Source organism: Kribbella sp. NPDC043289 (assembly GCF_056436705.1).
Map to the genome: position 1 here is coordinate 590,963 of NZ_JBWKCB010000005.1, position 23,655 is coordinate 614,617.

The following is a 23,655-nucleotide window of genomic DNA, read 5'->3' on the forward strand; positions in this document are numbered from 1 at the left end:
ATCTCGTGCATGGGCGCCGTACCGTGGCTGTCATGAATTCAACAACCTCTCCAGAACCCACGGGGCCGCTGCTGGTCCGGGTCCGCGCGGTGATGCCCGCGCTGGCGCCGGCCGAGCAGCGGGTGGCGAACGCGGTCCTCGCGGACCCGGGCGGAGTGGCGGCGATGACGATCTCCGAACTGGCCGAGGTGGCGTCCACCTCGGAGACCACGGTCATCCGGTTCTGCAAGCAGATCGGCGTCCCCGGCTATCCGCAGCTCCGCCTGCAGCTGGCGGCCCAGTCGGCGCAGGAGAGTGTCCGTCCGGAAGTCGGCGGCGACATCGAGCCCGGTGACTCGCTGGCCGACGTGGTCGGCAAGGTCGCGTTCGCCGACGAGCGGGCGGTCCGCGAGACCGCGCAGCAGGTCGACGTGGCGACGCTGGCCAAGGTCGTCGAAGCGGTCGTGAAGGCGCCGCGGGTCGACCTGTACGGCTTCGGCGCCAGCGCGTTCGTCGCGATGGACCTGCAGCAGAAGCTGCACCGGATCCGCCGCGTCGCGTTCGCCTGGAACGACGTACACGTCGCGCTGCCCAGCGCGGCCCTGCTCGGCGACGGCGACGTGGCGATCGGCATCTCGCACACCGGCACGACGGTCGAGGTCGTCGAAGCGCTCGAGGAGGCCGCCAAGCACGGCGCCACCACGGTCGCGGTGACCAACTTCCCGCGCTCGCCGCTGGCCAAGACGGCCGACCTGGTGCTCACCACGGCCGCCCGCGAGACGACGTACCGCTCCGGGGCGATGTCCAGCCGGATCGCGCAACTGACGGTGATCGACTGCCTCTTCATCGGAGTCGCGCAGCAGGTGCTGCCGGACGCCCGGAAGGCGCTCGAGGAGACCGCTACCTCGGTCCGCGGGCACCGGCTCAAAGGATCCGAGTGACGTCAACCGTTTAGTCAAGGATGAACGGAATTGAAAATCCTTCAGTAGAAAACTAACATCAATCCTGTGACCTCACCGACCGAGCAGCGCAACCCGAGGACGCTCGCCATCGATGCGGTGGGCACGTCCGAGATCCTCCAGATGGTCAACAACGAGGACGCCCGGGTCGCGGGCGCCGTCGGAGCCGTGATCCCGGAGCTGACCAAGGCCGTCGACGCCGCCGTCGAGGCGGTCCGTGGCGGCGGCCGGGTGCATTACTTCGGCGCCGGGACATCAGGGCGCCTGGCGGTGCTGGACGCCGCCGAGCTGCTGCCCACGTTCCACGTGCCGGAGGGGCTGGTGGTCGCCCACCACGCCGGCGGCATGGAGGCGCTGCTGCGCGCGGTCGAGAACGTCGAGGACTCCGAGCAGGGCGGCGCCACGGATGCGGCCGCCGTGACCGATCAGGATCTCGTCGTCGGCCTCGCCGCTTCCGGAAGCACGCCGTACGTCGCCGGCGCCTTGAAAGCCGCCCGCGCGGCCGGCGCGACCACCGTTCTGGTCACGTCGAACCCCGACGCCCCACTGGCGCCGCTGGCCGACATCGTGATCGCCGCCGACACCGGCCCGGAGGTGATCGCGGGCTCGACCCGGCTGAAGGCCGGCAGCGCGCAGAAGATGATCCTGAACGCGTTCTCCACGACGCTGATGATCAAGCTCGGCCGCACCTGGTCCAACCTGATGGTCGACCTGGTCGCCACCAACAAGAAGCTCCGCGGCCGGATGCTCCGGATCCTCGGCGAGGCCACCGGCGCCGACGAGGCCGCCTGCGAGACCGCGCTGGCCGCCTCCGACGGCGAGCTGAAGCCCGCCCTGGTCCATCTCCTCACCGGAACCCCGATCGCCGAGGCCCGCGCCGCCCTGGACGCCGCCCACGGCCGCGTCGCCACCGCCCTCGCGGAGCTCGGCAACCCCTAGCCGCGCGGCACCGGCGGACGCAGGACCAGCGTGACGACGATCCCCGCCATGAAGACGGCGGTGAGCGCGAACGGCACCGGGATCAGCGGATCCAGCAACACCAGCACCGCGCCCACGGGTACGACGGCGTTCACCACGCGATCGGCGTTGTCGCGCAACGCGATCCACCAGATGCCGAGCACGAAGACCGCGATCGGGATCGTCACCGTGAAGGACGCGGCGACCTCGCTCAGCTCGGTGTGATGGGTGATCCGGTCGATCTGCACCTCGATCCCGGCCGAGAACGCACCGGCCGCGGCGAACACGAAGTAGTGCACGTACCCGTACCGCAGCGAGCGCCACAGTGACGTGATCGCGGTGTGGTGCGGCGGCCAGAAGTAGATCCACCACAGCGCGGCCGTGACGACCAGCGTCAGCACCGAGAGCGAGATCAACGGGCCGAGCTCCTCGTGCTCGTGGACCGCCTCGATGATCGCGTTCGCGGACGCGAGCAGGCTCTCACCGAGCAGGATCAGCGTGAACAGGCTGTACCGCTCGGTGATGTGGTGCGGGTGCCACGGCGTCATCCCACGCTGCTCGGCGATCACCGGTACGGCGAGCTCGGCGGCCACGAGCAGCACCAGCACAGGTGTCTGGATCGCCTCGGGCAGGAGCAGCAGCACCAGCCACAACACCTGGACGATCGCGATCCCGCCGGCGTAGAACTGCGTGGCCCGCCGGCTCGACCCGGCCGAGTGGGACGCCCGCAACCATTGCGCGATCATCGCCACCCGCATGACGACGTACGCGAGGATGGCGACGGTGAAGTCGTGCTCGGTGAACACCTTCTCGATGCCGGCCGCCAGCACCAGGACGCCGCTCATCTGGACGATCGTGAGCAGCCGGTAGAGCCAGTCGTCGGTCGCGAAGGACGTGGCGAACCAGGTGAAGTTCATCCACGCCCACCAGATCGCGAAGAACACCATCGCGAAGGACCGCAGGCCCTCGACGACGTGCCCCTCGGACAGCGCGTGATGCAACTGCGCCGCGGCGACGCTCACCGCCACCACGAACACCAGGTCGAAGAACAACTCCAGCGACGACGCGGTCCGGCCGGGCTCGTGCGGGTCCCGCGGCAGCATCGGCACCAACCGCGACCGCGTCATCTGAGAATTCATGCCCGCCAGGCTAGACGGACAACTCCCGCAAGTCCGGCATCTCGACAGTACGTATACGTCTACTACCCGTCGTCGCCACGCTCAGCCGGTTCTCACCACCCACCGGATCCGCCGACATGTCCTGTCGAGCTGCCGATCCTCACGAGGTGACGGAGATGTCGACCGAGGGGCGGAGCTCGGCTGCGGCGGCGAGTGCTTCGTGGGCGGGGTTCTCCAGGAAGCTCTTCAGCAGTTCGGGATCGGCCGGGCTGTCGAGGTGCGGCAGGGCGATCTGCTCGTACGCCGCCTGGAACCGCGGGCCCCAGCGACGGGTGCCGAGGCGCGCGGTGCGGGAGCAGTTGTCGACCATGTAGGCGACGTCGCGGGCGTGCATGTACGGGAGCAGCGAGTCGACCGCCTCGATGACCGACTCGTTGACGATCTCCGACCACGCGTGCCCGCGCTCGGCGAACTCGTCGACCTGCGCCATCATCGTGGCCACGAACAGCCCCGCGGTCACCGGATCGAGCACCGCCGGCGCCGTACCGCGACGGGCCCGCACCTCCGCGCTGTGCGACCACATCTCACTGCCGCCTATCTCGGTCATCGGGCGGGTCGCGAGCCGCTGCTCGGCCAGGATCACGCTCCGCAGTTCGGTGCCGTCGGCAACCTCGTCGTAGATCTCCGCGACCAGGTCCCGGGCCGGTCCGTACGCCGCGGAGTACGCGCGGTCGAACAGGTCCACGTCACCGGTCGCCGCCCGCACCGCCACGATCCCGTCGTCCGAGATCCTCCGCGCGATCGGCCCGGTGATCGCCTCGGTCGACCGCTCGTACGCCGTCACCGGGTCCGCACCGCCGATCCGGAAGTGCCGGTAGAGCGCCTCCACCAGACCGTGCACCGCACCGAGCAGGATCGCCCGTTCACCGACGATGTCCGAGCGGTACTCGTCGCCCAGCGTGGTCGCGAACGTGTACGGCGAGCCGAGGCCGATCGACCACGCCAGCGCGCGATCCGTGGCGTGCCCGTCCGGATCGGCGTGCACCGCGATACTCGCGTTGATCCCGGCCCCGTTGACCGTCGCGCCCTGCTGGTACAGGCGCCGTACCGAATCGCCCATCCCCTTCGGGCACACGGCGATCACCGGATGCCCGGCCGGGAAGTCACCGCCGGTCGCAGTCAGGTGACCGAGCAGGAAACCGTGGGACAGGCCAATGGTCGCGCCGGGCTTGAGCCGCGCGAAGATCTCCTCGTGGTGCGCGGCCAGCGCGGCGTCGGCGATCAGCAGGATGACCAGGTCGGACGCGGCCGCGACCTCGAGCCAGTCCCCCAGCGTCCCGTCCGCCTCGCTGAACCCCTCGGCCCGTGCGTCCGCCGCGGACTTCGATCCCGGCCGCAGGCCCACCGCGACGGTGATGCCACTGCCAGCCAGCGAGTCGCGCAGGTTCAGCGCCTGCGCCCGTCCTTGCGGCCCCCATCCGAGGACGCCGATGCGCTCCACCCCGTGCAGCGCCGCCGGCAGCGACGGGAACAGGTCCCGCCCACCCCGCACGATCGACTCCGTGCCACCCGGCACACTCATGCTCTCGACCCGAAACACCGAACTCTCCATGCCTCAAGTCAAAGGGCGGTACCCACATTGCAGCAAGCGCAATGTACGCACCGCCCCGTTTCAGGAGCTGAAAGACTCAGTCCTGCAGACCGACCGCCTTCAGGGGAGTGGGCCAGGCCTTCAGCGCCGCGTGCAGCGCCGGGTCCTCGATCGTCGCCAGCGCCTCGTCGTACGCGTCGGTGATCACATCGGCGATCCGCACCGGTACGCCGGTGTTCGCGGAGCGTACGGCGGCCTCCACCATCGCGATGCTGATCACGTTGGAGTGCACCTCGGACTGCGGGATCGTCGACGACCGGACCGCGTCGACGAACTCGACCAGTGAGCCGGCGATCTCCTCCGGTTCGTCGCCCAGTGCAGAAGGCAGGGACTCGCCGGACGCCGACTCCGCGACCGGTGCGTTGTCGCCGTCCCAGGTCGCCGTACCGCCGGGAGTGCTGGCCCGCCAGCGGCCGTTCCAGGACGTCTCCAGGCCGTCCGCGCACCAGCTGCCGGTGAAGGCGAAGCGGGTGCCGTCGACGTACGTGAAGACCGCGGACGCGGCCGCGTTGCCGTCGAACCAGCTCCAGGACGGGTTGTACGACTCGCAGTACACCGACACCGGCTCGGAGCCGATCAGCTTGCGGGACAGGTCGAACTGGTGGATCGCCATGTCCACCAGCAGCGGCTCCGCCATCCGCTCGCGGAACCCGCTGAAGTGCGGCGCCTTGTAGAACTCACACGTCAGCGTCCCGATCGGTCCGAGCTCGGCGAGCTGCCGCTCGAGCGCCGCGATCGCCCGGAAGTACCGGCGGGACTGCGAGACCATCAGCAGCTTGCCGGTGACCTCGGAGGCCGCGACCATCCCGAGGCATTCCCGGACCGTCTCGGCCAGCGGCTTCTCGCACAGCACCGGGAGCCCGAGCTGCAGCGCCCGCACGCTGACCGTCGGGTGCGCCTGCGGGACGGTCACGTCGATCAGCGCGTCGGCCTGGCCGGCCAGCTCGTCGATCGACGCGGCGACCGGGACGTCGGTGAACCCGTGCTCGTCGGCCGCGGCCCGGGCCACGTCGACGTCCAGGTCGACGAGCCCGGCCAGGACGACGTCGGGGTTGGCGGCGATGGTGCGCAACCAGGCGCGGCCCATCCCACCGGCTCCGGCCTGCAGCAGTCGCAAGGGTTCAGGCATCGGCAGGCTCCTCGATGGGTCCGGTGTACCCGTGTCCGTTGAAGAAGTCGTCGGTTTCGTAACGCAGCAACGTCGGTACCTTTCGCTCGGGCAGGTCGGTGCGCACCCACGCGACCCCGTTCGCGATCACCTTACGGACGTCCTTGTGGTCGTAGACCGGGAAGTCCTGGTCGCCCGGCGAGAAGTAGAAGATCTTTCCGTGCCCACGGCGGAACGTGCAGCCGGAACGGAATACCTCCCCGCCGGAGAACGAGGACACGAAGATCAGTTCGTCCGGCACCGGGATGTCGAAGAACTCGCCGTACATCTCCTGCTGCTCGATCTCGATCGGGTGCGGGACACCCTGGGCGATCGGGTGCGTCGGGTTCACCGTCCAGACCAGCTCGCGGTCCCGCTCGCTGCGCCAGCGCAGGGTGCACGACGTACCCATCAACTTGCCGAAGATCTTCGACCAGTGTCCGGAGTGCAGCACGACCAGCCCCATACCCGACAGCACGTGCTGGTACACGCGCTCGACCACCTTGTCGTCGACCTCGCCATGCGCGGCGTGGCCCCACCAGACCAGTACGTCGGTGTTCGTGAGCACGTCCTCGGTCAGGCCGTGCTCGGGTTCGTCGAGGGTCGTGGTGGACACCTTGGCGTCGGGAAGGTTCTCGGCGATGCCGGCCGCGATCGTGGCGTGCATGCCGTCGGGGTAGATCTCCCGGACGTGCGGCTCGACCTGCTCGTGGCGGTTCTCGCCCCAGACGAGTACACGAATCGTCATAGTTTTTCCTTAGCTGGAAGGGTTATTTGACGGCTCCGCCGATGGCACCGGCGGCGATGTACTTCTGTGCGGCGATCAGCAGCACGATGGCCGGGACCGCCGAGAGCACCGCGGTCGCCATCACCGCGTTCCAGTTCTGCACCTGCGTGCCGAGGTACTGGTAGATCCCCAGCGTCACCGGCCGGACGCCGCCCTTGGTGGTCAGCGTCAGCGCGAACAGGAAATCGCTCCAGGAGAACAGGAAACTGAACAGCCCCGCGGTGATCAGCGAGTTCTTGCTGATCGGCAGCACGATCGCGATGAACGCCCGGAACAACCCGGCGCCGTCCACCCGCGCCGCCTCCACCAGCGACGGCGGCAGCGAGAGCATGAACGACCGCAGGATCAGGATCGCGAACGGGATGCCGCTGCTGCAGTTCGCCAGGATCAGCCCCGGGACCGAGTTCAGCAACCCGATCCGTTCGTACGCCGTGTAGAGCGCGTTCGCGATCACGATCCCCGGGATCATCTGCGAGATCAGGATCGCCAGCAGCCCGACCGACACCCACCGGGACCGGAACTGCGAGAGCGCGTACGCGGCCGGGGTCGCGATCGCCAGACTGAGCACGACCGTTCCGGCCGCGATGATCATGCTGGTGACGAGATTCCCGCCCTGCTCGTCGAGCGCGCGGCGGTAGCCGGAAAACGTTGGATGCAGTGGCAGGAAACCCGCCGTCAGCGTGTTTCCGGACGGCTGCAGCGACGCGTTCACCATCCAGTAGACCGGGAACAGCATCACGCACAGGATCAGCACACCGATCACGGTGTACGCCGTACGTCGCATCGTGTCCTCCCTTCTCTGCTCTGCCGACGAGTCCAGCGGCACCGGGCGAGGTCACGTAACCTCGTCCGATGGGAAGCGATTGGACGGCTGATGAACCCCGGTCCAGAGCCGATGCGTGTCTCCTCTTCGGCTGTTTCGTTCCGATCGGCGCCGCCATCGTGGGTTTTGTGACCTGGGTCGTCGTCGACCACTTCACACCCTGCGACTGCGACGGTGAGCCCGATGCGGAGTTTTACGACTCGATGGCGGTGTTCCCGTTCGGCCTGCTCGCGTTCGTTGTCACGCTGGCGCTGTTCACCTTTGTCCTGATCCGTAGACGCCGTTAGAACTTGTCGCGGAAGTCGCCTGAGCACGTGCATGGCCGCAACCGCCCTACTCGTCGACGGCACGCCGGGTGCCGCGCAGGTAGAAGATCGCGAACACGAACGAGATCGCGATCAGGATGTTGCTGAGGGCCGCGCCCTGGCCGAACCGGAAGTCCACGAACGACTTCTCGTACGACTGGGTCGCCAGCGTCTGGGTCGCGTTCGCCGGCCCTCCGCCGGTGAGGCCGAGGATGATATCCAGCACCTTGATCGTGTAGACGACCCCGAGCATCAGCAGCACGCTCGCGACCGAGCGCAGGTTCGGCCAGGTGATGTACCGGAAGGCCCGCCAGCCGGTGGCGCCGTCCAGCTGCCCGGCTTCGTAGAGCTCTTCGGGGATCTCCGCGAGCCCGGCGTACAGCAGGGTCACGTTGAACGGGATTCCGATCCAGATGTTCACGCCGATCACCGCGATCAGCGCCACCGACGGCGAGTTCAGCCACGGCACCGGATCGCCGATCAGGTGCAGGCCCATCAGCGTCCGGTTCAGGATGCCGCTGTCCTGCTCGAGGATCGACCGCCAGGTCGCGCTGGACACGATCAGCGGCAGCAGCCACGGCAGCAGGAGCAGCGAACGCAGCACGCCGCTGAGCGGAAAACGGTTTCGGAAAAACAGCGCGAGCCCGAGTCCGATGGCGAACTGGAACGCGATCGACCCGACCGTGAACAGCGCCGTGTTCAGCATCGCGTCCGAGAACAGGTTGTCGGTCACCACCGTGCTGTAGTTCTTCAGTCCGACCCACGGTGCGTCCCCCGTGAAGAACGTCCGCAGCCCGTAGTCCTGCAGGCTCATCAGCAGGTTCTTCACCACCGGGTAGCCGAACAGCGCGGTCATCGCCACCGCGGCCGGCAGGACGAACAGCACCTTGGTGAGGTTTTCACCCCGGTGGTACCGGCCGCGCACCCGCGCGCGGCCGGCCACCGTCGTTCGTGTGAGCGTCACCATGCCGATCAGCCGCCGGAGGCCTGCTTGAAGGCGTCCTGGGCCGAGGCCTTACCGGTCAGCGCCAGCTGGATGGCCTGGTAGATCACCTTCGCGGCGTCCGGCCACTTGTCGCCGAGCTTGCCGGTCCGGGCCCGGGCGGTCTTCACCTGCTCGGTGAACGCCTTCATCGACGGCACCTCCTTGACGTACTCGTCGAGCAGGGCGGTCTTGGTCGGGATCGTGAACCGGGCCTTCGCCCAGGCCAGCTCGTTCTCGTCCGAGTTCAGGCACTTCACGAAGTCCGCGGCCTTCTGCTGTTTGGCCTGGTCCTTGTTCAGCGGCACCGTCCAGGCCTCGCCGCCGAGCGGCGCGACCGGCGTCTGGTCCGGCTTGTTCAGCGGGAACGTGACCACGTCCCACTTCACGTTCGGCGTCTTCTGCAGCGCCGGGATCTGCCACGGGCCGTTGATCATCATCGCGGCCTTGCCGGCCACGAACTGGTCCTTCACATCGCCCTGCGTCCAGTTGATGACGCTCTTCGACGCGGACCCCGACTTCACCAGATCCACCCACAGCTGCAGGGCTTCGGAGACCTGCGGGCTGTTCAGGTCGGTCTCGTCACCACCGTTGGTCCACATCGCCGGCAGGAACTGCCACGACCCCTCGTACGTCGCGTTCGCGTTGAACGCCATCCCGTACCGGCCGGGCTTGGTCAGCTTCTTGGCCGCGGCCTTCAGCTCGTCCCAGGTCTTCGGCGGCTGGACGCCGGCCTCCTTGAGCATCTGGGTGTTGTAGAACAACGCGATCGTGTTCGTCACCGGCGCCAGCCCGTAGAGCTTGCCGTCGTACGACGTCGCGTCGGTCATGCCCTTGATGACGCCGTCGCTGCTCAGGCCCAGGTCGTTCAGCGGCGCGAGCGCACCGGTCGCGGCGATCTGCTGGACGTCGGGGTTGTCGAGCATCAGGACGTCCGGCAGCGTCTTCGACGAGGCCTGCTGCAGCACCTTCTGGATCAAGGTGTCACCAGGCACCGTCTCCCGCTGGATGGTGATGCCGAGCTTCGACGCGCAGGAGTCGAGACCCTTCTGCACCAGGGACTTGTCCGGGTCGTTGTTGTAGTAGTCGAGGACCGTGAGGCTCTTGACGCTGTCGCCGGACGACGAGGACGACTGACCGCCGCCGTTGTTGCCGCAGGCAACCAGCAGGAGCGACACCGTCGTCGCACCCGCCAGCGCGGCGGCGATCCGCTTGCTGATCATGACATCGGACTCCTTTTAAAGCGTTTAACCGATGGACGAAGAGAAGTGGGCTGCACTTGTGATTGGGGCGGTAAACCGCTTAACTGAGGCGTTGAAGGACTATGTTCCCTAGGTCACATCGCTGTCAAGAGTTCAGCGTCGTCAAGAGGGGGGTCGATCGATGGTCACGATGCGTGACGTCGCTCAGCGCGCGGGGGTTTCGATCGCGACCGTCTCGTTCCTGCTGAACGACACGAAACCCGTGACGGCCGGCACCAGAGCGCGGATCGAGCAGGCGATGGCCGAGCTCGGGTACCGGCGGAACGTCGTCGCCCGGGCGCTGGCGAGCCGGCGTACCCACATCGTCGCGATGGCGTACCCGGCGCTCGAGCACCGGTTCGGGATGTCGACCGCGGAGTTCTTCACCAGCGCGGCCGAAGCGGCCCGCAAACAGGACTACCACCTGGTGCTCTGGCCGGTCGGGAACGACGGAGTCGAGCTGCGTGAGCTGCTCGGACAGGGCCTGGTCGACGGCGTCGTCCTGATGGAGGTGCAGCTGGACGACCCGCGCGTCGACGTACTGCGGGAGTCGGGCACACCGTTCGCGTTGATCGGCCGGACGACGGAGCTCGACGGGTTGTCGCATGTGGACATCGACTTCGACACGACGGTCGAGGACGCGGTCAAGCACCTGTACGACCACGGGCATCGTCAGCTCGCGTTGATCTCCGGGGATCTGAACGATCCGCGGTTCCACGCGTACGGCCCCTGGGTCCGGACCGAGGATGCGTACCGCCGCGTCGCCGCGTCGTACGGGCTTCCGGTGGTGATCCTGCCCTGCTCCGACACCACCCAGGCCGGCAAGGCCGCCGCGGATCAGTTGCTGGCCGAGCATCCCGAGACGACAGCGGTCCTGGTCCTGAACGAGTACGCCGCGCTCGGTGTCGTCTCAGGCCTCAAGCGCGCCGGCCACGACGTTCCGGGCGACCTGTCGGTCCTGTCCCTGCTGATGGTCCCCGAGACCGCGGCCATGACCGAACCCGAGCTCACCATGATGCGCACCCCCGGCCCCGAACTCGGCCAGCTGGGTACCGAGGCATTGCTGCGCCAACTCGAGGGCGACGACCCGCTGCCGCCGCAACTGGTCCCCGCCAAGCTCTTCCCGGGCGCTACTGTCGGTCCGCCCCGCTCGTCAGGTTCCACAAAGCGGCGACCAGCGGGCGGTGCAAGTCGGCGCGGCGCACGCAAAGACCGATAGTCAGCGGGTCCAGATCGGCCGGCACCTCGACGAGCTGATCGCGCACCGCCGACGATTCGAGAACCAGCCGCGGCACGACACCGGTCCCACATCCCAACGCCACCAGGGCGAGCAGCGCCTCGTGACCGGTGGGTTCCGCGGCGATCGCCGGCTTCACCCCGGTCTTCCGGAACCAGCGGTACGCCGCCTCGCGGACGAGCCCGCGGGCGGGTACGACGTACGGCATCTCGGCATCGCCCGAGCGGGCTCGCACCAGGACGAGATCCGTGACGGCGACGGTGCGCGTGACCATGCTCTGCGGCAGGCGACGTGGGATGCCGGCGACCGCCGCGTCCACCTCACCCTCGTCGAGACGCGCCAGCGCGGCGGCGGCATCACCCGTGCGGATGTCCAGCCGGATCTGCGGATGCGCCGCCCGCAACGGCGCGAGCAGCTCGGGCACCAAGGTCTGGCACGCGGTGACGGTCGCGAAGATCCGCAGCTCCCCGCTCAGCCCACCCGGCTCGGCGGACCCGGCGCGATAGTCCGCCCACAGCTCCAGCGCCTGCTCGGCGTACGTCGTGAACCGCCGCCCCTCAGCCGTCAGTACGACGCCCCGCGGCCCACGATCGAGCAGCTGTCCGCCGACCCGGGTCTCCAACCGCTGGATGGTCCGAGTCAGCGTCGCCGCGCTCACATGACACTCCAAACTGGTGCGCCCGTAGTTCAACGTGCGCGCCAGATGCAGGAAGAGCTCCAGCTCCCGATGCTCGGTGCTCACCTCCGGCGCTACCTTCCGTTCTGCTGCAGGTTCACCGCAGTCGACTGCGCGAGCCGGATCGTCGGCTTCGGCACGTGGTACGTCGTCACGTCGCCGCCGTCCATGACCGCGAGGATCGCCTCGCCGACGACCGTACCGAGACCGTGCACGTCGACGGTCACCACGCTCAGCGGCGGATGGGCGAGCCGGGCCACTGCCGTGTCGTCCCAGGCGATGACCGACAGCCGTTCCGGGATCTCGACCCCGAGCTCCTTCGCCACGGCGAGGCCGCCGATCGCCATCAGGTCGTTGTCGTAGACGATCGCGGTCGGCACCTGGCCGCCGGTGAGCAACTGCCGCGTCGCCTCCCGCCCGGCGTCCTCGGAGTAGTCGCCCTCGATGACCCGGCCGTGCACCTCGCGCTCGGCACACGTCCGCAGGAACGCGTCGTCGCGCGCCTGGCAGTGCAGCATGTCGCGCGGACCGCTGATCCGGGCGATGTCGTGGTGCCCGAGGTCCGCGAGCGCCCGGACGGCCGCGCGGGCGCCCTCGGCGTTGTCGACCAGCACGTTGGTGATCGGCGCCTGCAGCTCCGGTCCGCCCAGCAGCACGGTCGGCACCTTCAGGCGCTCAGCCTCGGCCAGCCGCGGATCCGTGGTCCGGAGGTCCACCAGCACGATGCCGTCGACGTGGTCGTTGGCCACCCAGCGCCGCCAGATCTCGATCTCACCGGCGATATCGGCCGCGAACTCGATCAGCAGGCTGCAGTGCCGTCCGGCGAAGACCTCCTCGATGCCCTGCACGACATCGGCCATGAAGGGTTCCATCCCGAGCAACCGTCCGGGCCGTGCCAGCACCAGACCGGCGATTCGCTCCCGCATACACTGCCCTCCAAGGCCACCGTGCCCACTATATTCACAGACCTAACTAACCCGACAGATTGCGGATGTCCCGATGCAGCAGGTCAGCGACCCGTCGCCGTCCCCGGGGTACGACCCGGCGCCGACGAACAGTCGCGCCCTCATTGTGGACAGCATCCGCTCGGCAGGCACACTCAGCCGGGTCGAGCTGACCCAGATCACCGGCCTCACCGCGCCGTCGGTGACCGCGCTCGTCCGCCGGCTGATCGACGACGGCCTGGTCGCCGAGGCCGGCCGCGGCACGTCCACCGGCGGCAAGCCGCGCACGATGCTGCAGATCAGGGCCGCGGCCCGGTACGTCGTCGGCGTCCATCTCAGCAACGACAGCCTGACCTACGTGCTGGTCGACTACGCCGGCAGCGTGGTGGCCCGCTGGCGCCGGCACGGTCCGGGTGAGGAGAGCGACCCGGAGACGGTCGTGCGACGGATCGCGGCCGAGACCACCGAGCTGATCGAGCGTTCCGGCGTCGACTCCTCGCTGGTCCTCGGCGTCGGCTTCGTCTGCCCCGGACCGCTGATCCGCAACCGCGGAGTGACCTCGGCGCCGCCGTCGATGACGCAGTGGGTCGGCTTCCCGATCCACCGCCGCCTCGAGGAGTGCCTCGGCCTGCCGACACTACTGGAGAACGACGCGACCGCGGCCGCCGCGGGCACCCGGCTCACCACCAGCCACGACGTGTCGGTGATGGCCGCGCTGTTCATGAGCGAGGGGATCGGCTCGGGCCTGCGGCTGAACGGCAACGTCTACCAGGGCGCGCACGGCAACGCCGGCGAGGTCGGGCACATCTGCGTCCAGATCGGCGGTCCGCAGTGCTGGTGCGGCAGCACCGGCTGCCTGGAGGCGGTCGCCGGTCCCGCCACAGTCGTCGCCAAGGCCCGTGCGGCGGGGCTCGACCTCGGCGCGGACCGGCGTACCGGGGTGGCGGCGTTCGCTGCGATCGCGCGGCTCGCGCTGACCGGGGACTCCCGCGCCGAGGCGATCATCCGCGACTCCGCCGCGTGGCTGGCGCTCGGCGCCCAGACGATCACCAACATGTACGACGTCCAGCTGCTGGTGCTGACCGGGCCGGCCTTCGCCGTCGCCGGGACGATCTACCTGCCGATCCTGCAGGAACGGATCATGAGCTCCGCCTTCGGGCGCAGCGTGGCCCCCGAGGTGGTCCTCGACGAACGCGGTCACGACGCCGCCGCGATCGGCGCCGCGCTGCTGATGTTGCGCTCCGACCGCGCCGTCTCGGCGTAGGACTCCGCGGAGGACTTCGCACCCTCCGCTGTCGAATCGTTACCCTCGTCAGCCCTTGCGCCAAGTTTATTAGTCCAACTAAGTTACCGCCAGCTTCCCTGGCCGGGTGCCGGGTGACGCGTTCCAAGGACCGCGTTGGTGCGGACCATCCCGGAAAGGACCGATCTATGCTCCGGAATCCCACGAACCGTACGAGGGTGCGGCGCCTGGTGAGCGCCGCGGCCGCGGCGACCACGACCGCCCTGCTGCTCGGCGCCTGCTCCGGCGCCGCCACCGGCGGCACCCAGGCCGCCGCGAAGGACGCCTCCATCACGGTCGCGGCCGGCGACATCACCGCCAAGAACTTCAACCCGTTCAGCTCGACGGCGCTGCAGCCGACGCTGGGCGTCATCTACGAGCCGCTGTACTGGTACAACTTCGCGAAGCAGTCCGAGCCGACGCCGGTGCTGGCCACCGGGTACTCCTGGAACCCGGCCGGCACCGAGCTCACCATCAAGCTCCGCCAGGGCGTGAAGTGGAACGACGGCCAGCCGTTCACCGCCAAGGACGTGGCCTACACGTTCAACCTGGTCGCGACGACGCCCGCCCTGAACCCGTCGGGTCTCGCCGCCACGGCCAAGGCCACCGCGGACGACACCGCCGTGCTCACCTTCAAGTCCAAGTCCCTGATGCAGGAGCCCGCCGTACTCGCCAACCAGGCGATCGTGCCGGAGCACATCTGGAAGGACATCAAGGACCCGACGACGAACCTGAACGAGAACCCGGTCGGCACCGGCCCGTTCAAGCTGAAGTCGTTCACGCCGCAGAGCTACGTGCTGACGAAGAACGACCAGTACTGGGAGACGGGCAAGCCGGCCATCAAGGAGGTCCGCTACCTGCCGGTCCAGTCGGCGGACGCCGCCAGTGCGGCCCTGGTCGCGGGCAAGGTCGACTGGGCGAGCGCGTACCTGCCCGGGATCGACAACATCATGAAGACCAACAAGGACCTGACGTACGTCAACACCCCCGCGATGACGACCGTGATCGTGACGTGCTCCAACTCGGGCCTCGGCTGCACCGGGCCGCAGACCGACCCGGCGGTCCGCAAGGCGATCTACCTGGCGATGAACCGCGAACAGCTCGGCAAGCTGGCCGGTGGCGGTGTCGCGGGTGTCGGCTCGCCGACCCTGCTGCTGCCCGGCCGTGACGACGACTGGATGGCCGACGCCGGCTCCGGAAAGCTTCCGCAGAGCGCCGACGCCGACGAGGCGAACAAGCTCCTCGACGCGGCGGGCTGGACGAAGGGCAGTGACGGCGTCCGGGCCAAGGCCGGCAAGCGCCTCTCGCTGACGGTTCAGACCGTCACCGGCTGGAGCGACTACATCCTGATCAACGACACCCTGAAGCAGCAGCTGTCTGCGGTCGGCATCGAGCTCAAGCCGAGCCAGGTCTCGTGGAACGAGTGGAACGCTGCGCAGACCAACGGCAAGTTCCAGCTGTCGCTCGACTCCGTCGGCCTGGGCGCGTCGACGAACCCGTACTTCACCTACGACAGCAAGCTTGCGACCGCGAACACGGCGCCGGTCGGCAAGTCCGCCAGCGCCGGCAACCAGTCCCGGTTCTCCGACCCGACGGTCGACGCGGCCCTCACGACCGCGGCCGGTACGACGGACAAGGCCGTACAGAAGGCGCAGTACGCCAAGATCCAGACCGTGATCGCGGAGCAGCTGCCCTACATCCCGGTCTACGTGAACTCGATGCTGACCGAGTTCAACACCTCGCGCGCGACCGGCTGGCCGACCAAGGACGACACCTACGTGCTGCCCGCGGCCTGGAAGGCGTGGGACGCCGGGATCGTGCTCAAGACGATCAAGCCCGCCAACTGAGCGCGGGCCGGCCGTGCGCTATCTGCTGCGGAAGCTCGCCTTCTACGTCGCCGCCCTCTGGGCGGCGCTGACCCTGAACTTCCTGATTCCCCGGCTGATGCCGGGGAACCCGGTCGACCTGATGCTGTCGAAGCTGGCGACCAAGGGCCCGGTCACACCGACGACCCGGGCGGCGATCCAGGCGCTACTCGGGACGGACACCGACGCGTCGCTGTGGCACCAGTACACGACGTACCTGCACCAACTCGCCTCCGGCAACCTCGGTACGTCGATCGCGTACTTCCCGATGCCGGTGTCGCAAGTCATCGGTCAGACCCTGCCCTGGACCGTCGGCCTGATCGGCATCGCGACCGTGATCTCGTTCGCGGTCGGGGTCCTGATGGGCCGCGCCGCCGGGTGGCGGCGCGGTTCCTGGATCGACAGCCTGATCCCGCTCACCACGATGCTGCAGTCGGTGCCGTACTTCTGGCTCGCGCTGCTGCTGCTCTTCCTGCTCGGCAGCAGCTGGCCGGTCTTCCCGCTCAACGGCGGGTACGACGTCTACTCGGTGACGCCCGGGTGGAACCTGCCGTTCGCGCGGTCGGTCGTCTATCACGGCACGCTGCCGGCGCTGACCATCGTGGTCTCGTCGATCGGCGGCTGGATGCTCGGGATGCGCAACATGATGGTGTCGACGCTGTCCGAGGACTTCGTCGTCACCGCCGAGGCGAAAGGTCTCACCCCGCGCCGGATCCGCTCCCGCTACGTGGCCCGGAACGCCGTACTGCCGTCGATCTCGGGGTTCGCGATCTCGCTCGGTTTCGTGGTCGCCGGTTCGATCGTGACCGAGGCCGTCTTCACCTATCCCGGGATCGGCTCCGCACTGTTGCTTGCCGTCGGCAACAACGACTACGCGCTGATGCAGGGCGTCTTCCTGATCATCACCCTGGCCGTCCTCGGCGCCAACCTGCTCGTCGACCTCCTGTACGGCGTCATCGATCCCCGCACCCGCGCGCGGTCCTAGGAGAGGTGAACCTGAATGGCAATCACCACTGAAGGGGCCGCGCAAGCAGCCACCGCGGACGGCCCGTCGCCGATCGCACCGGCGCGGCGCAAGCTGCCGCCGATGACCCTCAAGCTCGCCGTCGGTCTGGCCCTCGCCGGACTGATCGTGCTGTTCGGTGTGCTCGGTCCGCTGCTCGTCGGCAACCCGTCGACGGTCCGGGACATCGGGCTGGCCGGGCCGGGCCACGGCTTCGTGCTCGGCACCACACAGAGCGGTCAGGACGTCTTCGCCCAGCTCGCCTACGCGACCCGCGGCTCACTGATCATCGGCGTCGTGGTCGGCGCGATCACGCTGCTGCTGTCCGCGTTCTTCGGTGTCGTCGGCGCGTTCGTCGGCGGCTGGGTGGACGAGGCGTTCTCGCTGCTCACCAACATCATGCTGGTCATCCCCGGTCTGCCGCTGGTGATCGTGATCTCCAGCTACGTACCGAACAAGTCGATCTGGCTGGTGGCCGCCGTACTGGCGATCACCAGCTGGGCCGGGTCCGCCCGCGTGCTGCGCGGGTTCACCCTCAGCGTGCGCGGTCGCGACTACGTGCTCGCCGCCCGGATCAGCGGCGAGAAGCGCTGGCGGATCCTGCTCGTCGAGATCCTGCCGAACCTGATCCCGCTGCTCGCCTCCCAGGTGGTGTTCGCGGTGATCTTCGCGATCCTCGGCGAGGCGGGGCTGTCGTTCCTCGGTCTCGGAGCGTCCGGGTCGTTCACCTGGGGCACGATGCTGTTCTACGCCCAGAACGGGCTCGCGCTCCGGCTCGGCGCCTGGTGGTGGTTCGCACCGCCGGGCCTGGCGATCGCGCTGTTCGGCGCGGCACTGTCGCTGATCAACTTCTCGATCGACGAGATCATCAACCCCAAGCTGCGCTCGCAGACCCGTGCCGAACGCAACAAGTGGAGCGTGCAGTCGTGAATCCTGTGCTGAGTATCGAGAACCTGAGTATCGACTACCTCGCCGAGACGACCGTGCATGCCGTCCGCGACGTCACGCTCACCCTGCAACGCGGCGAGATCCTCGGCCTGGCCGGGGAGAGCGGCTGCGGGAAGTCGACCCTCGCGTACGGCATCACCCAGCTGCTCAAACCACCGGCCCGGATCACCGGCGGCCGCGTCGTCTTCTCGTCCCGCGAGGGGTACGACGTCGACCTGTCGAGCCTGACCGGAGAAGACCTGCGCGCGTTCCGCTGGGACAAGATCGCGATGGTCTTCCAGGGCGCGATGAACTCCCTCAATCCGGTACTGCGGATCTCCGAGCAGCTCGACGACGTGTTCTTCACGCACCGGCCCGAACTGGGTAAGGCCGAGCGCCGCGAACGCTGCGCCGGACTGCTCGAACGCGTCGGCGTCGACCGCGACCGGCTCCGCGCCTACCCGCACGAACTGTCCGGCGGGATGCGGCAACGGGTGATGATCGCGATGGCGCTCGCACTCGAGCCGCAGGTGCTGATCATGGACGAGCCGACCACCGCGCTGGACGTCGTCGTCCAGCGGGAGATCCTCCGGGAGATCACCCGGCTCCGGTCGGAGCTGGGATTCGCCGTCGTCTTCATCACCCACGACCTGCCGCTGCTGCTCGAGATCAGCGACCGGATCGCGGTCATGCGGGCCGGCCTGATCGTCGAGCTGGACGACGCGCTGACGCTCTACACGAAGCCGCAGCACCCGTACACCCGGCGCCTGCTGTCGTCGTTCCCCAGTCTGACCGGCGATCGGGGAAGCTTCGTGCGCAGCGGCGGCATCGCGCTGGACGAGACCGAACAGACCGTCGAGGCCGTGGAGAGGGAGGCCGGATGAGCGTCCTGGAGATGCGCGACGTGGTCAAGGAGTACCGCCTGCGCAACGGGCTCCGCAGTACGCGGCTGCGTGCCGTCGACCGGGTCAGCTTCGAACTGACGCCGGGCCGCACCATCGCGCTCGTCGGCCAGTCCGGGTCGGGCAAGTCGACGATCGCCAAGTTGCTGATGCAGCTCGAGCGGCCGACCTCCGGTGCGATCCTGGTGGACGGCGAGCCGATGCGGTATCACGGTGCGCGCGCCGCGGCGTACCGGAAGGCCGTGCAGATGGTGTTCCAGGACCCGTTCGCGTCGTTGAACCCGTACCACTCGATCGGTCATCACCTGGCCCGGCCGGTGCAGCTGCACCACCCGGGGTTCACCCGCGCGCAGGTCGCGGACCGCGTCCAGGAGCTGCTGCGGCGCGTCCGGCTGGACGAGGACTTCGTGCACCGCAAGCCGCACGAGCTGTCAGGTGGTCAGCGGCAGCGCGTCGCGATCGCCCGCGCGCTGGCGCCCGAGCCCGCGATCCTGGTCGCCGACGAACCGGTCTCGATGCTCGACGTCTCGATCCGTCTCGGCGTCCTCAACCTGCTCGCGACCCTGCAGCGCGAGGAGAACCTCGGAGTCCTCTACATCACCCACGACCTGGCCACCGCCCGCCACTTCAGCGACGAGATCATGGTGCTCTACCACGGCGCCGTCGTAGAACACGGCCCCGCCGACGACGTGATCCTCAACCCCCAGCACGAATACACCCAGCTCCTCGCCGAGGCCGCGCCGGCCCCGGAACGCCGCTTGGCGCAACTCAGACCCTGAGACGCGAGTACGCCGGAGAGCCCTGGTGGGTCTCCGGCGTACTTGTTGGTGTCAGAGCTTCAGTGAGGAAGCAACCACGTCGGCCAGCGAGTGGGCGATCTCGTCGGCCGTGTCCGAGGACTCGGCTTCGACCATCACGCGGACGAGCGGCTCGGTGCCGGACGGGCGCAGCAACACGCGGCCGGTGTCGCCGAGGCGGTTGGTGGCTTCGGCGACCGCGGACTGGACCGTCGGGTCGGTGCCCGCGCGGTTCTTGTCCACGTTCTTCACGTTGACCAGGACCTGCGGCAGGCGGGTCATCGCACCGGCCAGGTCGGCCAGGCTCTTGCCCGTCTGGGCCACCCGGGCCAGCAGGTTGACCGCGGTCAGCGTGCCGTCGCCGGTGGTGGCGTGGTCGGACAGGATCACGTGCCCGGACTGCTCACCGCCGAGCTTGTGGCCGCCGGCCTTCATGGCCTCCAGCACGTACCGGTCGCCGACCTTGGTCTGCTCGACCGCGATCCGCTCGCGGACCATCGCCTGCACGAAGCCCAGGTTGCTCATCACGGTCGCGACCACGGTGTCGTTGGACAACCGGCCGCTGTCCCGCATCGCCAGCGCCAGCACCGCGAGGATCTGGTCGCCGTCGACGAGCTCGCCGTTCGCGTCCACCGCCAGGCAGCGGTCCGCGTCACCGTCGAGCGCGATGCCGACGTCGGCGCGGTGGCCGATCACCTCACGCTGCAGACCCTCGATGTGGGTCGAACCGCAGTTCAGGTTGATGTTCAGGCCGTCGGGTGCGGCGGCGACCGTGATCACCTCGGCACCGAGCCGGCGCAACGCCTCCGGAGCGGTCTGCGAGGCGGCACCGTTCGCGCAGTCGATGACGACCTTCAACCCGTCGAACCGGTTCGGCGCGGAGCGGAGCAGGTGCGAGACGTAGGTCTCGAACCCCTGCCCGTCGTCGGTCACCCGCCCGACGGCCGCGCCGGTCGGGCGCTGCCACTCCTCGCCCATCCGGGCCTCGATGGCGTCCTCGATCACGTCGTCGAGCTTGATCCCGCCGCGGGCCAGGAACTTGATGCCGTTGTCCGGCATCGGGTTGTGGCTGGCGGACAGCATCACGCCGAGGTCGGCGCCGGTCGAGCCGGTCAGGTACGCGACGGCCGGGGTCGGCAGTACGCCGAGCCGGACGACGTCGACGCCGGCGCTGGCCAGACCGGCCACGACGGCGGCTTCCAGGAACTCACCACTGGCACGAGGATCCCGGCCCACAACGGCGCGTGGCCGGTGCCCTTCGAAGGCACCGGCCTCGCCGAGTACGTGAGCTGCCGCGACCGAGAGGTCGAGCGCCAGCTCCGCGGTCAGGTCCACGTTCGCCAGGCCACGGACTCCGTCCGTGCCGAACAAACGCCCCATCAGGTGATCAGCGCTTGCTGTACTGAGGCGCCTTACGGGCCTTCTTGAGACCGGCCTTCTTACGCTCCTTGATCCGCGCGTCGCGGGTGAGCAGACCGGCCTTCTTCAGACCCGGGCGGTTGGCCTCGAGGTCCGCCGCGTTCAGGCAGCGGGCCACACCGAGCTGCAGCGCACCGGCCTGGCCGGTGATGCCGCCACCGTTGATCCGGGCGATCACGTCGTACGAGCCCTCGAGGCCCGCGACGACGAACGGCTCGTTCACGTGCTGCTGGTGGACCTTGTTCGGGAAGTAGACGTCGAGGTCCTTCCCGTTGATCTTCCACTTGCCGGTGCCCGGGACGATCCGCACGCGGGCGACGGCCTCCTTGCGGCGACCAGTGGCGCCGGCCGGGTTGATGACCGCGACCCGCCCCGTCTCGGCGCGCTGCTCCGGAGCCGGGTTGGTCTCGGAGGTGTAGGCGACCGGGCCCTCGGTGTCCATAGGGACCTCGGAGTCGATCGTCTCGGTCTCGGTGGTGATGTCGCTCACGCTGTGAATCCTCGTTTACCTGGCTCGTCGATCGCTTACTGAGCGATCTGGGTGATCTCGAACGGCTTCGGCTGCTGTGCCGTGTGCGGGTGCTCCGGACCGGCGTACACCTTCAGCTTGGTGAGCAGCTTCCGGCTCAGGCGGTTCTTCGGCAGCATGCCCCAGACGGCCTTCTCGACGGCCTTGCGCGGGTCCTTGTCGAGAATCTCACCGATCGGCGTCGCGGTCAGACCGCCCGGGTGACCCGAGTGGCGGTACGCCAGCTTGTCGGTGCGCTTGGTGCCGGACAGGGCCACCTTGGAGGCGTTCACGACGACGACGAAGTCTCCGCCGTCGACATGCGGCGCGAACGTCGGCTTGTGCTTGCCACGCAGCAGCGTGGCGATCTGGACGGCGAGCCGACCGAGCGTGACGTCGGTGGCGTCGATCACGTGCCACTCACGAGTGACGTCAGCAGGCTTCGGGCTGTACGTGCGCACGGTCGTTGACCTTCGTTTCTCAGAGATTGAACAAACTGGACGTCGGCGAGCGGTCAGCCGACACGGCATCGACCTGGAACGCACAACAGCAGCCCAGAATACCGGCGGTAGCACGTACGGGTCAAAGTGAGCCCACACGCCGAGGGGACCCCGGCTTGGAAGCAGCTGGGGACCGCACTAGTTTAGCGGTGAAGATTGCAGTCCAGACCCGCGTCCCGCCGGCTGATCTACCCTCATTCATCCAGGCGATGACGCCAGCTTCCGAAGAGGGCATCGTGACCGAACAGTCGCTCACCGTCCGGGACAACCGGACCGGCAAGGACTTCGACCTTGCCATCACCGATGGCACCATCCGTGCCGCAGACCTCAAGCAGATCAGCGCATCCGACGGCGACGGTGGCCTGGCCACCTACGACCCCGGCTTCGTCAACACCGCGTCCTGCCGCTCCTCCGTCACCTTCATCGACGGCGACAAGGGCATCCTGGAGTACCGCGGCTACCCGATCGAGCAGCTCGCCGAGCAGTCGAACTACCTCGAGGTGGCCTACCTCCTGGTGAACGGCAAGCTGCCGAACAAGGCCGAGTACGAGGCCTGGGCGCACGACGTGACGTATCACACGTTCGTGCACGAGAACCTGAAGACGTTCATGCAGGGCTTCCGGTACGACGCGCACCCGATGGGCATGCTGCTCGCCTCGGTCGGTGGGCTGTCCACGTTCTACCCGGAGTCCCGCGACATCTTCGACGAGGAGTCCCGGGCGCTGCAGATCCGGCGGCTGATCGCGAAGATGCCGACGCTCGGCGCGTTCGCGTTCCGCCACGCCCAGGGCAAGCCGTACGTGTACCCGGACAACGAGCTCAGCTACACGGCGAACTTCCTGTCGATGCTGTTCAAGATGAGCGAGCCGAAGTACGCCGCCGACGACCGGCTGGTGCGCGCGCTGGAGATCCTGTTCATCCTGCACGCCGACCACGAGCAGAACGCGTCCACGAACGCGGTCCGCGCGATCGGCTCGACCCAGGTCGACCCGTACACCGCGGTGGCCGGCGGGATCGGTGCCCTCTACGGCCCGCTGCACGGCGGCGCCAACGAGGCGGTGCTGAAGATGCTCCGCCGGATCGGCGGCATCGAGAACGTGCCGTCGTTCATCGAGGGCGTGAAGAACGGCGAAGAGCGGCTGATGGGCTTCGGCCACCGGGTCTACAAGAACTACGATCCGCGGGCGAAGATCATCAAGAAGGCCGCCGACGACGTCTTCGAGGTGACCGGGATCAACCCGCTGCTGAAGATCGCCGTCGAGCTGGAGAAGATCGCGCTGGAGGACGAGTACTTCGTCTCCCGCAAGCTCTACCCGAACGTCGACTTCTACTCGGGCCTGATCTACGAGGCGCTGCAGTTCCCGCCGGAGATGTTCACCGTGCTGTTCGCGATCCCGCGGACCTCCGGCTGGCTGGCGCAGTGGCTGGAGATGCTCGGCGACGGCGACCAGAAGATCGCCCGGCCGAAGCAGATCTACACCGGCGAGCGCGGCGTCCAGTACGTCCCGATGGGCGACCGCTGACCTGATCCGCGAACGGCCCCCGCCCATCGGCGGGTTCATGCGGTCCTCGCAACACCTCGATTTGAGGAGTTGCGGGGACCGTGTCGTTTTCGGAGGAGTTGGCCGGCCTGTTGAGGTTGGTGG

23 protein-coding genes are annotated in these 23,655 nt (G+C 68.4%); 11 read left to right on the forward strand and 12 right to left on the reverse strand.

Annotated features, from left to right (window positions below; translation table 11 throughout):
- Window positions 1-32: 32 nt before the first annotated feature.
- Both AC0662_RS30560 and murQ read left to right on the forward strand, forming a co-directional pair.
- On the forward strand, window positions 33-920 hold the full coding sequence (locus AC0662_RS30560) for a MurR/RpiR family transcriptional regulator (protein ID WP_452203065.1): 888 nt from the start codon (window positions 33-35) through the stop codon (window positions 918-920).
- Between the two features lie 66 nt (window positions 921-986).
- Window positions 987-1,877, forward strand: a complete 891-nt coding sequence (gene murQ / locus AC0662_RS30565) for an N-acetylmuramic acid 6-phosphate etherase (protein WP_452203067.1) — start codon at window positions 987-989, stop codon at window positions 1,875-1,877.
- Here the strand turns inward: murQ and AC0662_RS30570 are convergent.
- The 5 genes from AC0662_RS30570 to AC0662_RS30590 all read right to left on the reverse strand — a co-directional run bounded on the left by AC0662_RS30570 (window position 1,874) and on the right by AC0662_RS30590 (window position 7,382).
- Window positions 1,874-3,034 carry a low temperature requirement protein A gene (locus AC0662_RS30570; RefSeq protein ID WP_452203069.1) on the reverse strand — a complete coding sequence of 387 codons (1,161 nt, stop codon included), beginning with the start codon at window positions 3,032-3,034 and terminating at the stop codon, window positions 1,874-1,876. The genes murQ and AC0662_RS30570 overlap by 4 nt on opposite strands.
- A gap of 139 nt (window positions 3,035-3,173) precedes the next feature.
- Window positions 3,174-4,625, reverse strand: coding sequence for a ketol-acid reductoisomerase (locus AC0662_RS30575; RefSeq protein WP_478304972.1), 1,452 nt, complete (start codon window positions 4,623-4,625; stop codon window positions 3,174-3,176).
- Between the two features lie 76 nt (window positions 4,626-4,701).
- A complete protein-coding gene (locus AC0662_RS30580; protein ID WP_478304974.1) occupies window positions 4,702-5,793 on the reverse strand; it encodes a Gfo/Idh/MocA family protein in 1,092 nt (363 codons plus the stop codon).
- Window positions 5,786-6,559: a ThuA domain-containing protein gene (locus tag AC0662_RS30585; RefSeq protein WP_478304976.1), complete on the reverse strand. Its 774-nt coding sequence runs from the start codon at window positions 6,557-6,559 to the stop codon at window positions 5,786-5,788. The genes AC0662_RS30580 and AC0662_RS30585 overlap by 8 nt, the downstream gene beginning before the upstream one ends.
- Window positions 6,560-6,581: 22 nt before the next feature.
- Entirely contained in the window at window positions 6,582-7,382 is an 801-nt protein-coding gene (locus AC0662_RS30590) for a carbohydrate ABC transporter permease (protein WP_452203077.1), read from the reverse strand.
- Window positions 7,383-7,549: 167 nt separating this feature from the next.
- On the opposite strand from AC0662_RS30590, the gene AC0662_RS30595 reads away from it, so the two are divergent.
- Window positions 7,550-7,708: a hypothetical protein gene (locus AC0662_RS30595; RefSeq protein WP_452203079.1), complete on the forward strand. Its 159-nt coding sequence runs from the start codon at window positions 7,550-7,552 to the stop codon at window positions 7,706-7,708.
- 46 nt (window positions 7,709-7,754) lie between these two features.
- Here AC0662_RS30595 and AC0662_RS30600 read toward each other — a convergent pair whose 3' ends face one another.
- Window positions 7,755-8,693 carry a carbohydrate ABC transporter permease gene (locus tag AC0662_RS30600; RefSeq protein WP_478304978.1) on the reverse strand — a complete coding sequence of 313 codons (939 nt, stop codon included), beginning with the start codon at window positions 8,691-8,693 and terminating at the stop codon, window positions 7,755-7,757.
- 5 nt (window positions 8,694-8,698) lie between these two features.
- The gene (locus AC0662_RS30605) at window positions 8,699-9,931 is read right to left on the reverse strand and encodes a sugar ABC transporter substrate-binding protein (RefSeq protein ID WP_452203082.1); all 1,233 of its coding nucleotides are present in this window, start codon (window positions 9,929-9,931) and stop codon (window positions 8,699-8,701) included.
- A 160-nt stretch (window positions 9,932-10,091) separates the two neighbouring features.
- On the opposite strand from AC0662_RS30605, the gene AC0662_RS30610 reads away from it, so the two are divergent.
- On the forward strand, window positions 10,092-11,168 hold the full coding sequence (locus tag AC0662_RS30610; protein WP_452203084.1) for a LacI family DNA-binding transcriptional regulator: 1,077 nt from the start codon (window positions 10,092-10,094) through the stop codon (window positions 11,166-11,168).
- Here AC0662_RS30610 and ilvY read toward each other — a convergent pair.
- Both ilvY and AC0662_RS30620 read right to left on the reverse strand, forming a co-directional pair.
- Window positions 11,080-11,928: an HTH-type transcriptional activator IlvY gene (ilvY, locus tag AC0662_RS30615; protein ID WP_452203086.1), complete on the reverse strand. Its 849-nt coding sequence runs from the start codon at window positions 11,926-11,928 to the stop codon at window positions 11,080-11,082. The two genes, AC0662_RS30610 and ilvY, sit on opposite strands and share 89 nt — an antisense overlap.
- Window positions 11,929-11,936: 8 nt before the next feature.
- Complete coding sequence (locus AC0662_RS30620; RefSeq protein WP_452203088.1) at window positions 11,937-12,788, reverse strand: LacI family DNA-binding transcriptional regulator; 852 nt, start codon at window positions 12,786-12,788, stop codon at window positions 11,937-11,939.
- Window positions 12,789-12,861: 73 nt separating this feature from the next.
- Here AC0662_RS30620 and AC0662_RS30625 point away from each other — a divergent pair, with 73 nt between their 5' ends.
- The 6 genes from AC0662_RS30625 to AC0662_RS30650 all read left to right on the forward strand — a co-directional run bounded on the left by AC0662_RS30625 (window position 12,862) and on the right by AC0662_RS30650 (window position 19,564).
- Window positions 12,862-14,070 (forward strand): ROK family transcriptional regulator, encoded by a 1,209-nt coding sequence (locus tag AC0662_RS30625; RefSeq protein ID WP_452203089.1) that lies wholly within the window; start codon window positions 12,862-12,864, stop codon window positions 14,068-14,070.
- Window positions 14,071-14,267: 197 nt separating this feature from the next.
- Window positions 14,268-15,935 (forward strand): ABC transporter substrate-binding protein, encoded by a 1,668-nt coding sequence (locus AC0662_RS30630; RefSeq protein WP_452203091.1) that lies wholly within the window; start codon window positions 14,268-14,270, stop codon window positions 15,933-15,935.
- Window positions 15,936-15,948: 13 nt separating this feature from the next.
- Entirely contained in the window at window positions 15,949-16,938 is a 990-nt protein-coding gene (locus AC0662_RS30635) for an ABC transporter permease (RefSeq protein ID WP_478304981.1), read from the forward strand.
- 15 nt (window positions 16,939-16,953) lie between these two features.
- Window positions 16,954-17,886 carry an ABC transporter permease gene (locus AC0662_RS30640; RefSeq protein ID WP_452203095.1) on the forward strand — a complete coding sequence of 311 codons (933 nt, stop codon included), beginning with the start codon at window positions 16,954-16,956 and terminating at the stop codon, window positions 17,884-17,886.
- Window positions 17,883-18,767 (forward strand): ABC transporter ATP-binding protein, encoded by an 885-nt coding sequence (locus tag AC0662_RS30645; RefSeq protein WP_478304983.1) that lies wholly within the window; start codon window positions 17,883-17,885, stop codon window positions 18,765-18,767. Before AC0662_RS30640 ends, AC0662_RS30645 begins: the two co-directional genes overlap by 4 nt.
- Entirely contained in the window at window positions 18,764-19,564 is an 801-nt protein-coding gene (locus tag AC0662_RS30650; RefSeq protein ID WP_452203099.1) for an ABC transporter ATP-binding protein, read from the forward strand. The genes AC0662_RS30645 and AC0662_RS30650 overlap by 4 nt, the downstream gene beginning before the upstream one ends.
- Before the next feature lie 51 nt (window positions 19,565-19,615).
- On the opposite strand, the gene glmM is transcribed toward AC0662_RS30650, so the two are convergent.
- The 3 genes from glmM to rplM form a co-directional block, all read right to left on the reverse strand.
- Window positions 19,616-20,962: a phosphoglucosamine mutase gene (gene glmM, locus AC0662_RS30655; RefSeq protein WP_478304985.1), complete on the reverse strand. Its 1,347-nt coding sequence runs from the start codon at window positions 20,960-20,962 to the stop codon at window positions 19,616-19,618.
- A gap of 7 nt (window positions 20,963-20,969) precedes the next feature.
- Window positions 20,970-21,443, reverse strand: a complete 474-nt coding sequence (gene rpsI, locus AC0662_RS30660; RefSeq protein WP_478304995.1) for a 30S ribosomal protein S9 — start codon at window positions 21,441-21,443, stop codon at window positions 20,970-20,972.
- An 83-nt stretch (window positions 21,444-21,526) separates the two neighbouring features.
- Entirely contained in the window at window positions 21,527-21,970 is a 444-nt protein-coding gene (rplM, locus tag AC0662_RS30665) for a 50S ribosomal protein L13 (RefSeq protein WP_131286311.1), read from the reverse strand.
- Window positions 21,971-22,245: 275 nt separating this feature from the next.
- On the opposite strand from rplM, the gene AC0662_RS30670 reads away from it, so the two are divergent.
- Window positions 22,246-23,532, forward strand: coding sequence for a citrate synthase (locus AC0662_RS30670; protein ID WP_478304987.1), 1,287 nt, complete (start codon window positions 22,246-22,248; stop codon window positions 23,530-23,532).
- Window positions 23,533-23,655 lie beyond the last annotated feature (123 nt).